Origin of the sequence: Nostoc sp. (genome assembly GCF_036918015.1) — a bacterium.
In the GTDB taxonomy this organism is placed as follows: domain Bacteria; phylum Cyanobacteriota; class Cyanobacteriia; order Cyanobacteriales; family Nostocaceae; genus Nostoc.
This window is the reverse complement of the sequence record NZ_JBALEO010000093.1, coordinates 147667-162106: the sequence shown is the minus strand read 5'-3', so window position 1 is coordinate 162106 and position 14440 is coordinate 147667. Positions and strand designations below refer to the sequence as shown.

General features: G+C 41.2%; 7 protein-coding genes. 1 reads left to right on the top strand and 6 read right to left on the bottom strand.

Annotated features, from left to right (window positions below):
- Positions 1-23: 23 nt before the first annotated feature.
- The 6 genes from V7K61_RS29565 to V7K61_RS29540 form a co-directional block, all read right to left on the bottom strand.
- Entirely contained in the window at positions 24-3332 is a 3309-nt protein-coding gene (locus V7K61_RS29565; protein WP_335059083.1) for a GAF domain-containing protein, read from the bottom strand.
- A gap of 125 nt (positions 3333-3457) precedes the next feature.
- Entirely contained in the window at positions 3458-3931 is a 474-nt protein-coding gene (locus V7K61_RS29560) for a chemotaxis protein CheW (protein WP_335059081.1), read from the bottom strand.
- Positions 3932-4053: 122 nt separating this feature from the next.
- A complete protein-coding gene (locus V7K61_RS29555) occupies positions 4054-4416 on the bottom strand; it encodes a response regulator transcription factor (protein WP_335059079.1) in 363 nt (120 codons plus the stop codon).
- Positions 4417-4900: 484 nt separating this feature from the next.
- Positions 4901-6097 (bottom strand): response regulator, encoded by a 1197-nt coding sequence (locus V7K61_RS29550; protein WP_335059078.1) that lies wholly within the window; start codon positions 6095-6097, stop codon positions 4901-4903.
- Between the two features lie 617 nt (positions 6098-6714).
- Positions 6715-7641, bottom strand: a complete 927-nt coding sequence (gene murQ / locus V7K61_RS29545) for an N-acetylmuramic acid 6-phosphate etherase (RefSeq protein ID WP_335059076.1) — start codon at positions 7639-7641, stop codon at positions 6715-6717.
- Between the two features lie 102 nt (positions 7642-7743).
- Positions 7744-8190 (bottom strand): DUF3110 domain-containing protein, encoded by a 447-nt coding sequence (locus V7K61_RS29540; RefSeq protein ID WP_335059074.1) that lies wholly within the window; start codon positions 8188-8190, stop codon positions 7744-7746.
- 260 nt (positions 8191-8450) lie between these two features.
- Here V7K61_RS29540 and V7K61_RS29535 point away from each other — a divergent pair, with 260 nt between their 5' ends.
- The gene (locus tag V7K61_RS29535; RefSeq protein ID WP_335059072.1) at positions 8451-14432 is read left to right on the top strand and encodes a translocation/assembly module TamB domain-containing protein; all 5982 of its coding nucleotides are present in this window, start codon (positions 8451-8453) and stop codon (positions 14430-14432) included.
- Positions 14433-14440 lie beyond the last annotated feature (8 nt).

Below are 14440 nucleotides of genomic sequence, written 5' to 3'. Positions count from 1 at the left end.
AACTCCTAACTCCTAACTATTTTTCATTTCACTTTAAACTTACTAGCAGTTGTTAATAGCTCTTGTGCCATTCCTGATAAATCTTGGAACACAGTTGCAATTTCTTGAGATTCAGCAAAAGTTTTATCGGCAATTTCTGCGACATCTTGCATTGATTTAGTGACTGTTACAGATTGCGCCATTTGTTTTTGAGTCGCTGCGGTAATTCGCTCTATTAGCTGACTAATTTCGGCAGTTGCAGAAACGATCGCATTTAAGTTTTGGCGAGTGTCACTAACAAGATTTGTACCTTCTACTACCTGCTGAATACCAGTTTCCATTGCTACTGCAACTTCCCCAGTTTCTGCTTGAATTTCCTGAACTAATTTTTCAATTTCGATGGTTGCTGCTGCTGATTGGCGAGATAAAGAACGGACTTCATCAGCTACAACTGCAAAGCCTTTGCCATATTCACCAGCACGAGTAGCTTCAATGGCTGCATTCAAAGCGAGTACGTTTGTCTGTGTGGCAAAATTACCAATCAAATTCACCACTTTGGAGATTTTTTGCGAGGATTCGCTGAGGCGTTTAATCTTTTTGCTGGTTTGAGCAACGGTTTCACGAATTCCTTGGATTGCTTTTACAGTCAGGTTCATGGCAGTATCGCCAGACTCTACAGTTTGATTGGCTTTTTGCACTGCTAGTTGTACTAACTCAGCATTCGCTACTACAGCTTGAGTAGAGTCCACCATCTTTTGAATGTCATCTAAGGCTGCGGTAATCTCCTCAGATTGTTGTTGTGCCAAATTAGTCAGTCCCGCTAGTGAAGACTCGCTATTGCTAGAAGTTTGGGCAACTTGTTGAGCAGCTCCTTGTACTTGAACAACAATTTGCCGCAGTGCTTGCAGAGTATTATTGTAAGCATCAGCGATCGTGCCTAGCTCGTCTTCTGTAATCGGTGCGCGTACTGTTAAGTCGCCGTCAAGGGCGGGTCTAAGGGCTTTTAAGAGTTGAATTGATCGTTGTTGTAGTAACTCCTTAGCTGCCTTTTCTCGTGTTGCGGCTTCTGCTAATTTTGCTGACTGCGCTTGTACTTGTTGCAAATATTCGGTGTGTTGTAATGCTAGTCCTAACTGGCTACCAATACGTGCTAACAAAGTGACTTCCGATTCTTCCCAATCACGAGTTCCCGAATTTTGATAAGCTGCCAGCAATCCCCACAATTGTTCCCCAGCAAATACAGGAACAATTACATAAGCTTTGGCTTCAAATTGCTCTAAAACTTCAATGTGGCAAGGAGAATGACCTACTTGATAGATATCATTTACAACAAAGTTTTCTCCTTGGGCATATCGACCTCCTTGAGTTTCTTGTAAGTGGGTATCTTCCCAGACGGTTTTGATATCAGGGCCTACCAGTTTTACCCAAAGATGACCTGCTGACTCTGCGACAAATTCCCCACTCCAGTTAGGATTGAAGCGATATACGGCAACGCGATCGCATCGCAATAATTGCCTGACTTCTTGAGTCGTTGTTTTGAAGATTTCTTCTACATCTAAAGATTGGCGGATGCGGTTACTGATCTTGGTGACAGCTTTCTCTTGTTCTGCTATTTGAGCTAGTTTCTCAGATTTGACTCGCACTAATTCCAAATAATCTATCTGTGATTTAGCTAAACTAAATTGCAAGCTAGTCTGAACCAAAAAGTTCACTTCCCAGCTTTGCCATTCACGGGAGCTAGAATTTTGATAAGCTGCCAGTAATCCCCACAATTTATCCGCGAAAAATATCGGAACAATTATGTAAGCTTTGGCTTCAAACTGCTCTAAAATCTCAATATGACAGGGAGCTAATCCTACTTCATAGATATTATTAACGATAAAGTTTTCACCTCTGACATACCTACCTCCCTTCGTTTCTTGCAAGTAGGTATCATCCAAAACGGTTTTGATATCAGGGCCTACCAGTTTTGTCCAACCAGTAACCACTGACTCAGCCACAAATTCACCACCCCAGTCAGGGTTAAAACGATAAACAGCGACGCGATCGCATTGTAGTGATTGACGCACTTCTTGAGTAGTTGTTTTAAAGACGCTTTCTACATCTGAAGATTGTCTGATACGGTTGACTATCTTAGTGAAAACTTTCTCTTGTTCAACGATTTGAGCTAGTTGCTCAGATTTCATCTGCACTTGTTCGAGATATTCCCCTTGTGTGATAGCTACACCAAATTGCAATCCAATTTGAGTTACAAAGGTTTCTTCCCAAGGTTGCCAATCACGAGGCCCAGAATTTTGATAAGTTGCCAGCAAACCCCATAATTTTTCTCCAGCAAATATGGGCGCAATGATGTAAGCCTTCATTTCATACTGCTCTAAAATGTCAATATGACATTGAGAATGGCCCATTTGATAAATGTCATTGACCACAAAGCTTTCACCCTTGGCATAACGTCCTCCTTGAGTGTCTTGTAAGTGGGTATCTTCCCAGACCATGTAAAAATCAGGGCCGACCATTTTTATCCAACCGTTACCCACTGACTCAGATACAAACTCGCCACTCCAGTCAGGTTTGAAGCGATAAACACCGACGCGATCGCATTTTAGTAATTGACGTACTTCTTGAGTGGTTGTTTGAAAAAGCTTATCGACATTTGATATCCGCAAAATTTTGTCGATGACTTTAGCTACCGATTTTTTTGCTAGTAGCCGCTGTTGCTGTTCTTTTTGGAATTCAAAGCTCTGTAATTTGTAAATTAGTTCTGTTGTCAGTTGAGATAGTAGGCTAATTTCTACTTCTTGCCACCGCCGCGTTGAGTAGCAATTATTGACTACTAATAAACCCCACACTTTACCTTCTACTACAATCGGTAAACTCAAACTAGCTTTAATTTGAAATTTATCTAGCAGTTGCTTTTGATAAGGGGTAAGTTGAATCTGATTGATATCGTCAATAACTACAGCTTCTATATAGTCTTGATTGGTATATAAGCCAAAAATAATTCCAGGAATATTTTCGCCTAAAGTTGGTGTCCAACCTAGTGTTCTCGATTCGGCTAAAACATTACCTGATTCTCGCGAAGTAAACTGATAAATTAAGGCGCGATCGCAGCCAATCTTTTCTCTAACTTGTGCTACAGTAATTTTCAATAATGTATCAAGGTCTGGGGCTTGGCGCATGTGAGTTGCGATGTCTTTTAACTGTCGCCGCCAAGTTTTAAATTCTAGAGCGATCGCATTTAATAAAGATATTTCACTACTAGCAATATTTGCTATATGAGCGTTACCATTCTGATTTTCTAATTCAGAAATTAGATGCTCGTTCTCATGGCTATTGTTATACAAAAATGTCATTTGATTAACCTCAGAATTGTGATTGGTAATAAATGGATATGTGGCAAGCGATATTTATCTGGTATTTCCTCATTAAGGATTAGGAGTTTTCAAAACAATCTACCTAATCACACCTTACTAAATATTCAATTATGAATTCCCCATGCTGGAGATTGAATAATAGTTGTGGCATCCAAATTAAAAATTATCTCCTCCGAATCATTAATAAAATATCCCTGTAAAAAAGGTGAGATTTTCGGATAAAATAATTCAGCACTTGCGGGTTTCATTTCTTTACTATCCAGCCATTCAATATCTATAAGTTGTCGCACCAATAGTCCCAAATACTTACCTTTATTTTCTAGAACAATTGCCATCATTCTTGAAACTAAATTTGACCCTTGTGAAATTGGAGGATAACCTAACATTGCCTCTAAATCGACTAACCAAAGCATCTCACCGCGCCAATTATAAATACCCAAGACACTACTTGGCATCTGAGGAACGCCACATATTTCTGGTAATGATACTTGCAAAACTTCTGCGATGTGTTGTAAAGAAATTACGGCTGTATCAGTTACTCCCAAATTAAAACTTAAAAACTTTTCCTGGGTTTCCAAAGCTATCGATCCTTTGTCCTTGATTATTTATCTTTAGCCACTATTTGCAGTTATTGTTTATTCTTGGAGAGATTCATCTAAAAAATAGTGACTTCTAGGATTTGTTGATTTATGATATTTTACTAATTAAGTAACCGCTTTAAAATTAACACTAGTTCGTCTCGATCGATCGGTTTTGATAGATAACCATCAGCGCCTAACATATTACCCCAAATTTTATCTACATCACTATTTTTTGTAGAGCAAAAAACTACAGGTATATTGCTAGTGTCAGGATTATTTTTCAGTTCTCGGCAAATTTCAAAGCCACTTTTACCCGGTAAAATTACATCAAGAAATATTAAGTCTGGCTTATTTTCATCTATTTTGTCTTGAGCCTCTTCACTACTGGTGGCGCTAATCACAGAATAACCTGCCTGTTGCAAGTAACGGCTGATTATTTCCATATCTGTTAAGCCATCTTCAACAACTAAAACAGTATTCATGGCAATTACTCGTTAACTTTTTCTCAAAATGTAAACAAAATAGACAAATCCTAAATGATTCCTCAAAAAGACATGGAAGGGACTAGAGACTAACCCTAACCCCTTTGACCTAAACAATATTCACAAATCAAATAGGACTGCTATAAATACAAAAATTTGTATTTGTCTAATTTTGATTCAATCTTTATTTATCAACCTCAGAGAAAGTACTTAATAAACGTAATTTAATATAAGTTTTTTGAATATAAAATAGTTTGATAACCTAATTTTAGATTTTACATTTTTGATTGAAGATTCAAAATGTAAAAATGACTGATAGCAAAAGAGTTTAAAGGTGAGAATATATCTAAAATCGCAAATACATGATTTTAATAGCAGAGTTAATTTAAAATTGTTTAACCTCAATAATCTAATTTTTACTGAGGTGGAAAAGTCTACAAAAATTGAGGAATAATTCAGAGCCAAAAATTGCCTCTAACTTTCCCTAATTACAAACTTCTAAATTAGATTTACTCTTTTCATTGGATACGCTCTGTGTAGGTAAATGTTTACGTATTATACTCATTACCTTATCAGTCATTACAGGTTTAGTGAGAAAATCTGTAGAACCAACTACTTTGGCACGAACTCTATCTAAAAGACCATCACTGCCTGTTAATATAATTATTGGTGTGTTGGAAAATGTAGATATTCTTCGTAACTGAGTACAAATTTCGTAACCACTAGCAACTGGCATAATCAAATCCAAAAAAATCAGGTCTGGTTTATCCTGAATCAGAGTTGGTAGAGCTTGTACAGCATCTTGAATTTTGACAAACCTAAATCCATTGGAAGTGACAATATCCTCTACCATTTTACATACTTGAGGGCTATCATCGACGCAAGCCACTAGTGGAGCAATCCGCTTCTTGGCTTGTGTAGTGGTATTATTGTTGATTTCAGTAATTCCGAAAGGCAAGTCAGGTACTTCTACCAATTCAATGATTCCTTTAAGGATATAAGGAAGCAACGAACGGGTGAGTGGTAGTACACTCTGCTTCATTTTCATGGCTAAATCTCGCAGAGTGAATTTACCATTGATTAAATTTACAAAGTTTTTGTAGACAGATGGACTTACCATCTGCTCAAGTTGTTCTGGTCGCCGTAGAATTGGTGCTAAGTCAGGAGAAAAATTTGCTAAACCTGCTTCTGACCAAATTTTCCATGAGTCTTGCATGTGCTTTACAGACATTTCTGCACTCGTGAAGCTCATTGGGGTTTCTAAGATAACTTCTTGGTTGCGATTGCAAGTTAGAGAAGCAAAGTGTCCTTGCAAAGCTAGGTCAAACAATAGTTCTGCTATCGTATTTTCCGCAATAGATTGAATCTGTTCTCTCTGAATTTTCTGTTTTTTATAAAATACTTCTATCAGTTTATAGTCCCAGTAATCAATTGATAGGTCTTGCCCACGTAACTGCAACTTATCAACATCAATCTGGGGACAATTCTGGGCTATATGTCTACGCCAACGTCGGAAGGGATGAGTTCCTCCTGTTGCCCAAACTATCCGCCCCAGTCGATAGTAAAAAGTCCATTGGCTGCCCTTTGAACTCTTAATATTTAATTTGCCATTATATTGCAACTGAGTACAAGTTTTAAATTCATTTACTAGATTATTTGAAATAAGTTCTTGATGAGCCATAGTTTGTTCCTTTTATTAAAAAGCTAGCCATTAAAAACCGATACTAGTAGAGCAAGGTGTCAATTCACCTACCATCTCAATTAACCAGACAAATTTCTGAAGTCACTTGTTAAAGGTAGTCAACACTTCTGTCACAGTGTTCTAGCTATATAGCGATTGGCAGATATGTGAATCAGTGCAAATGGATTTGGTATATAGCAGTCTAAATCAAGATTATTAAAAGCAAGCCAGATGTTAAGATAGCAAAACTATTGCTAGGAAAGAATTTATCTAGCATAAAGTCTTTATTGGCAGAGTTTACTTTTGTGCTAATATTTATGACTAAAGTAGGTTGTCATAGTCGATATCATAGTGTAATTATATCTCATTTTAAGAATTTTGATACTGAATCCTATCCGTATAAATTCTGAACTTTTGTTTAAAAAAGATTAGCAGTCTCCAAATAGACTTGCTTTAGTTATTCACATTGACAATATCAGGTTAAAAATATTTATTTAAGTTTACTATTCTTAATTATGCTAATTAATAGCAGCTTTTCTAAGGAATATTTAAAAAAAAAGGCGTGCTACTAAAACAAGTAACAGCCAGATTATAAAGTATTTATTTAGAAAATTTATTCAAGGTTGCTTATGGTTTTGATAGCTGACAACAGCTGCCCTGAGATTACTTTGGTGTTCTGAAAGTAGACGATCGCCTTCGTCTTTTTCCAAACCAGTCCAGTGCATTAATAGCGCCAGCTTAACCCATTTACCACTACGTTCTAGTAAAAAACCAGCAGTTTCCCGACTTAAACCTGTGAGGTCTTGCAAAATTCGCAAAGCGCGATCGCGTAATTTTTGATTTGTTACTGCTACATCCACCATGCGATTGCCATAAACTTTGCCTAGCTTAACCATCACGCCGCTAGAAAGGATATTTAAAGCTAATTTAGTGGCTGTACCAGCTTTCAGGCGAGTTGAACCGGCGATTATTTCTGGCCCTGTCAATAGACGAATGTCAATATCGGCATCAAAGCTAACTTGTTCAGCAGGAACACAGGCGATAAAAATAGTTGTAGCTCCTCGCTGACGAGCAGCATGAAGCGCACCGTGGACATAAGGCGTTGTCCCACCAGCGGTAATGCCAACTACGACATCTAATTGGGTAATATGTCGGCTAGCGATCGCAGCCTCGCCATCTTCAATGCTGTCTTCTAAATCTTCAGAACTACGTACTAGTGCGCCAGCACCACCAGCAATAATCCCCTGTACCAACTCTGGGGGTGTACAAAAAGTAGGTGGACACTCAGCAGCATCTAACACCCCTAACCTGCCACTTGTACCCGCACCAATATAAAATAGGCGTCCTCCGTGGCGCAAACGCTCTGCGGTGCGCTCAATTGCCTCTGCCAACTGAATTCTCGCCGCTGCAACTGCTGCGACAGCTTTTTGGTCTTCGTCATTAAACAACTCCACCAATTCCAGAGAACTGAGCTGGTCTAAGTTCAGACTGTTAGGATTTACCAGCTCAGTTAAAAGATGCCCGCGTTCTTGCAAATTTGTCATTTGTCATTTGTCCTTTGTCATTTGTCCGTTGTCATTTGTCCGTTGTCATTTGTCATTTGTCAGTTAGCGACCAGTGACCAATGACTAATGACCAATGACTAATTACAACAATCCTTCCAATTTGCGACGCATCTTCTCTAGTTCAGAATCAGACAATTCTGGTTCTTCTAGCGGCTGTTGATTGAGAGGGAAGGTGTCTTCAACAGTATCCTCCTTCTGGGCATCTTCTTGCCAGTCAGTTTTTTCGACGTTAAGTTCTGGGGGAGTTACAACTAAATTGCTGTTTTCTGGGATGATTTCCCATTCATATCCAGCACTTTCGCAAAATTCCTTGATTTCTTCAGCATCCATCGGCTCCGGTGTGGGTGCGGGGAAATCCTGAGCTTCTAACATCAGGGCAAAGCGCGTCGCATCGTCTTCCGACTCGAACATCAGAATTTTATTGCGTAGCTTGCCGCTGTAGGCATCGCCTTCCCGAATCGTGTGAATCCCCTCATTTTCCGTTCGAGCGTTAAAAATTAACACAAAAACACGCATAGGTGTAATCATCTGTCCTTTTTAAGGTTTATTCATATTAAAGTTCGAGATTGTGCCTCAAGGAAAGTCACAGGAATAATTTTCACTCTATTCAGATTTTCCTGAAAACGCCAATATTATTAAGCATAAGTATTGGATCGAGAAAATACCGTAACTCAACCAATGGGGTCTTGGGTTTAGTTGGCGTATCCTGGAAATGGCATACTGAACCAATGTGCCAGTTAATGCTTGTGTGTGCCAGCGACATCCGGCAATTAATACAGTGAAAGCAAATGACTAAATCTACCAATCAAGATATTAATTCCCCCTCCCCTATCCGCAAACGTATGTGGTTGCTGGTGTTGAGCCGGGGTAGCATTGCCTTGAGTGGACTTTTGCTGTTAGGAGTTATCGTTGGTATTTGGCGGTTGTGGACTTTTGTTCAAACAGAGTTAACGCCGTTAGCACAACAAAGTCTCACTACTACACTCAACCGTCCGGTAAAACTGGGAAGAGTCACACAATTTTCGTTGACAGGAGTACAGTTTGGGGCTTCAGCTATCCCAGCCACACCCACAGATGCAGATCGGGCCACAGTCGAATCTGTAGAGGTGGGTTTTGATTTGTTACAACTAATTTTTAATCGCCATCTAAAGCTAGATGTAACCTTAGTCAATCCAGATATTTATATTGACCAGGATGACCAAGGGCGTTGGGTTTCCACTACCATCACGTCGTCAGGTGGAAGCAGTGCAATTAAAACCGATTTGGACTACCTGCGGTTTCGGAATGCCAAGCTGGCCTTGATGCCGGATGAGAGAGTCGAGGGAGATGAGGGGGAAGAGGGGCAGGGGGGCAGGGGAGCAGAGGGGCAGGGGGGCAAGGGAGAATATCCAGCTTCTAAATCAGTACTGGATAAACGCCCTGCTACTCCTAACAACACTCAGCAATTGCCGGTGCTATTTTCTCAACTTAATGGATCTGCTCAACTTTTAGCAAATAACCAGTTGATCCGGTTTGAAGTCGGAGGTCAAGCGGATAGTGGTGGCAATATTTCCATTCAGGGAGAGACACGTTCTAAGGTGCTAGCAGGGACTTTTCAGGTGCAAGCACAAGATTTTTTGGCTGAGAATATTACTCGGTTGATTAAGTTACCAGTGAACTTACAAGCGGGTCGAGCCAATGGCGATTTGTTAGTTCGGTTGACACCAGGACAGCAAACTTTATTGTTTGGCAACGCTACTGTGCAAGGGGTAACGCTGCAAATACCCAAAGTCCCGCAACTGTTGAGCAATAGCCAAGGAAACCTGCACTTCCAAGGAACGGAGTTGCAGTTAAATAATGTGACTAGCAACTATGGCAAAATTCCTTTAGTGGCTACGGGAATCGTCGACACTCAAGCAGGCTTGAAGTTGGCAGCGCGTGTAAATGCGGTGAGTTTGGCGAATGCCCAGGAGACTCTCAAGGTAAAATTACCTGTAGCGATCGCTGGACAAGTACAAGCTTCTTTGCAAATTACTGGATCGACAAAAGAACCAATTCTCTCCGGCTCAGTTGCCACGATTCAAACTGCTCGGATTGATAAAGTTGATTTTAATAGCATCAGTAGTAAGTTTGAGCTTGTTACTAGTTCTTCTTTAATTACCCTAAAAGATATTCAAGGTAAAGCTAAAGTTGGTGGTGAAATCACGGGCGGTGGCACAATTCAACTTGGTAAAAGTCCGCGACTGGATTTAAATTTTGCCGCCAAGAATGTTCCAGGAGATGCGATCGCCAAAGTCTACGAAACAACACCTAGCTTTCAAATCGGCAATGTCTCAGGTACAGCTCAACTAACTGGCGCTCCTACCAATGTCCAAACTGTAGTACAGTTCCAAGCTCCCAATGGAACTTATCCTGGAACTGGTGAAGTTGCGATCGCTCCAAATCGCAACGTATCTTTCCGCAATGTAGCTCTGAATGTAAGTGGTGGGACAGTTCGGGCAACTGGTAGTTATGCCAATGAGCGTTGGCAAGCTGTGGCTGTTTCCTCTGGGGTAAAATTAGAACCCTTTGTAGACAAGAGTCAACTGCAAAATGTCTCTTTGGCTGGGGCACAGTTCAATGGTCGTCTCATCCTCTCAGGCAGCACAGCACCATTTGAAATTGCCACAATTCGCAGTGATGGTGCAGGAGTTCAAATTGGTGGCGGCACAGTTGCAGTTTCTAATATCCAACTGCAAGACCAAAGTTTCTCGGCTCAACTTGTAGCTAATGGTGTGCGGTTGGGACAAATATTGAAACAGTCTCCTCCTGCTTTAGATAATCCTTTGGCGGGAACATTCCAAATCGCAGGTAGCAGAGATGATTTCAGCCTGAAAACCATGCGTGGGAGTGGTGAGGGTCGTCTTGCTATTGGCAGGGGTACGGTTACAGCCTCTAATATCCAAGTGGCGAATGGTGTCTATCAGGCACAAGTTCAGGCTAAGAATGTGCCTGTGCAGAAGTTGGGAAAAGTACCAAAGCAATTTCAAGGCGCATTAAATGGTCAGTTCAACGTAGCGGGTTCTGTTGAGTCTTTTAAACCGCAAACTATTCAAGCCAATGGTCAGGCGCGGGTAAATGTTGCCGCTGGAACTATTACGGCCTCTAATATCCAACTTGCTAACGGTGTCTATCAGGCGCAAGTTCAAGCGAATAATGTACCTGTGCGGCAGTTGGCAGCAGTACCACCGCAGTTTCGAGGGACGTTAACTGGTCAAGTAAATGTGGCAGGTTCTGTTGAATCCTTCCAACCGCAAACTATCCAAGCGATGGGTCAGGCGCGGGTCAATGTTGCAGGTGGAACTATTACAGCCTCTAATATCCAAGTGGGTAATGGTCTATACCAGGTGCAAGTTCAGGCAACTAATGTACCTTTGCAGCAGTTGGCAGCAGTACCACCGCAGTTTCGAGGGACGTTAACTGGTCAAGCAAACGTGGCGGGTTCTGTTGAATCGTTCCAACCGCAAACTATCCAAGCTAACGGTCAGGGACGGCTGGATGTTGCCGGTGGAAATATTACAGCCTCTAATATCCAAGTAGCTAATGGTCGCTATCAAGCTGTAGTTGATGCTGCTGGTGTGGAATTAAATCGGTTAAATCAGCAATTGCGGGGTCAGTTTGGCGGTCAGTTACAATTAGCCGGTACGCTTGGATCGTCCAAATTAGCTGATGTGCGTGCTGCTGGACAGGTGCAACTATCCCAAGGTATCCCTGGTTTAGAGCAACCTTTGAGTGCTGCGATCGCTTGGAGTGGTGAAAGGCTGACCATTGAACGAGCAACGGCTCCCGGTTTAAGTGTTACTGGTAACATATTAGCCAATGCGAAAAAAGCAGGTATACCGGAAATTACTGCCCTCAATCTCAACGTCCAGGCGCAGAATTACAACTTAAAACAGTTACCGATTAATCTTCCCAATCAAGTTGCTGTGGCGGGGAGAGTAGATTTTAATGGTCAAATCACTGGTAAGTTGCCCTTGCCAAATGTCGTCGGGCAAATCAACTTACGAGACTTGGTTGTTCAAGATATTGCTTTTGAGTCGTTGTTAACTGGAAATATCGATTCAGTACAGGGACGCGGTTTGAGTTTAAACTTGGCAGGTAATAGCGATCGCCTGAACTTCAATTTAGATGCCAATAATCGCCCGAAATCTTTCTTAGTCAAATGGCAGCAAGCATCAGCCACAGGTAATGTTCAAGGGAATGATTGGGCGCTGAAAGTTGCCAATTTCCCCTTACAAATATTGAATTTGACTCCGCCACCCATTACTCGATTGGGTGCTGGTAAGATAGCTGGGTTGTTAACTGGGGATTTGCTGTTTAATCAGCAGACATTGGCAACAACGGGAAATTTAGCGATCGCAAATCCGCAAATTGGCCGGGTTAAAGGCGATCGAATAGCTGCTCAATTCCGCTACGGTGAGGGTAAAGCTACACTCACTAGTAGCGAATTTGTCAAAGGAAAAAGTAGCTACGCCCTTGTTGGTACTGTGGCTCAAAGCCCTAAAGGGCCTAAATTACAAGGTAAACTGAACGTCAAGCAGGGTGAGATCCAAGATGTTCTAGCTGTAGCAAAGGTATTTGATTTACAAAATTTGCCAGGTGGTTCAGCAGAGATATACGGCACAGCAGCGGATCTGACTACCAACCCCCAAGGAACGCCAAATGAACCCTTATTAACCCAAATCCAACGGTTTTCTGAAATTGAAGCTTTGGTTGCAGAACAGGAAGAACAGCGACTTAATTCCACTCCAATACCAGATTTGGCAGACTTAAAGGGGACTTTCAATGGGGAAGTGGCTGTAAATACAGCTACAGCCAATGGATTATCAGTGGATTTTAATTTGAATGGACAAGACTTTGCCTGGGGTAAAAAGGAAGAACGAAATCGTTTTTATACTGCCGAAAAAGTGATTGCCGAAGGCAACTTTGAGAACGGTGTTTTAAGTTTGCGACCATTACGAATCGAATCTCAAAACAGGCTGATTGCGTTTACGGGTAACGTTGGTGGTGATGAACAATCTGGTCAATTGCGGGTGAATAATTTTCCAGTACAACTATTGAATAATGTTGTCAAACTACCAGTTGGAATCACAGGTAATCTTAACGGTACAGCAGCTTTAGCAGGCAGCATTGCTAATCCCCAAGCTAGAGGGGAATTGCAAATCACAGAAGGAATACTAAATCAGAGCAAAATAGAGTCAGCAACAGCAAGTTTCAGCTATGCCAACGGACGCTTAAACTTTGGTAGTACTGTAGCAGTTGCTGGGCCAAAACCTGTTGATATTACTGGCAGCATCCCTTATAAATTACCTTTTGCTTCCGTCGCACCAGACAGCGATCAAATCAGTTTGGATATGAAGTTGGAAAACGAGGGATTGGGGCTGTTAAATGCATTGACTAATCAAGTGGTATTTGAAAAAGGTGAAGGAGAAGTAGACCTCAAGGTGCGGGGAACACTGCAAAAACCCGAAGTAAATGGAATTGCTACTGTCAATAATGCGACTTTTTCAGCCCAGGCTTTGCCAGGTAAGCTGAGACGCGTCACAGGTAGAGTGCTGTTTAATTTTGACAGCATCTTAGTAGAAAATCTTCAAGGTAGATTTAGTCGTGGAAAGGTAGAAGCTGCTGGAGAAATTCCCATCTTCAACAATGAGAACGTAACTATCAAAAATCCCCTGACTGTTAATCTCGATCAGCTTGCGTTGAATCTCAAGGGACTTTATCAGGGAGGCGCTAGTGGCAATTTGCAGATTACTGGTTCTGCCCTTAATCCCATAATTGGCGGTAGAGTAAATTTATTTGATGGTAAAGTATTGCTGGCAGAATCTACCGACGCTACAAAATCTGAAAATGGTAGTATTGGCGTATCACCCACAAAAGACAATAAGCAGAGCAAATCTGAAATTGGAAATGGGACAGGAAATACTAACGCCAGATTTAATAATTTAGATTTGGAATTAGGTAAAAACGTCCAAATTACCCGTGACCCTATTCTCAACTTCCGCGCCAGCGGTAATCTCATAGTTAACGGCTTAATCAATCAGCCTATACCCGATGGCACCATCCAGTTAGAAAAAGGTGGGGTAAATTTATTTACTACCCAATTTAATCTTGCACGTGGCTATAAACACACTGCAACTTTTAGTCCTTCTCAACCCCGCGACCCCAACTTAGATATTCGGCTATTTGCCAAAGTACTAGATGTAACTCAAAGCAATGACTTCAGCCGAGTAAATTCTACAGGTTTATCAGCGTTAGAGAGTGTTCGAGTCGAAGCTACTATTAACGGTTTAGCTAGCAAACTGAATGAAAATATAGAATTAACAAGTAGTCCATCACGTAGTCAAACCGAAATTGTTGCTCTTTTAGGAGGTGGGTTTGTAGACACCCAAGGACGTGCAGACAGTACTTTAGGTCTGATTAACATTGCAGGTTCGGCTGTGTTTAACAATTTTCAGTCAGCTTTTAACCAAATTGGGAGTACCTTTGGCTTAAGTGAACTGCGGATATTTCCTACCGTGATATCTGAGAATCCTGAAGCTGGAAGAAGCAATTCAACTTTAGAATTAGCCGCGGAGGCTGGGGTTGACATTTCTTCCAAAATATCCGTTTCCAGTATCAAAATTTTGACAACAAATGACCCCTTCCAATGGGGTATTAATTACCGGATAAACAATGAATTTCGTGTGCGTGCCTCCACTAATTTAACCGATGACAGTCGTGCTGTAGTGGAATATCAAAAGCGGTTTTAAAGAAATCT

What these genes read in the sequence shown, in the direction of transcription:
- V7K61_RS29565 (WP_335059083.1), bottom strand. Translation starts at nt 3,332, where the DNA reads ATGACATTTTTGTATAACAATAGCCATGAGAACGAGCATCTAATTTCT.
- V7K61_RS29555 (WP_335059079.1), bottom strand. Translation starts at nt 4,416, where the DNA reads ATGAATACTGTTTTAGTTGTTGAAGATGGCTTAACAGATATGGAAATA.
- V7K61_RS29550 (WP_335059078.1), bottom strand. Translation starts at nt 6,097, where the DNA reads ATGGCTCATCAAGAACTTATTTCAAATAATCTAGTAAATGAATTTAAA.
- murQ (WP_335059076.1), bottom strand. Translation starts at nt 7,641, where the DNA reads ATGACAAATTTGCAAGAACGCGGGCATCTTTTAACTGAGCTGGTAAAT.
- V7K61_RS29540 (WP_335059074.1), bottom strand. Translation starts at nt 8,190, where the DNA reads ATGATTACACCTATGCGTGTTTTTGTGTTAATTTTTAACGCTCGAACG.
- V7K61_RS29535 (WP_335059072.1), top strand. Translation starts at nt 8,451, where the DNA reads ATGACTAAATCTACCAATCAAGATATTAATTCCCCCTCCCCTATCCGC.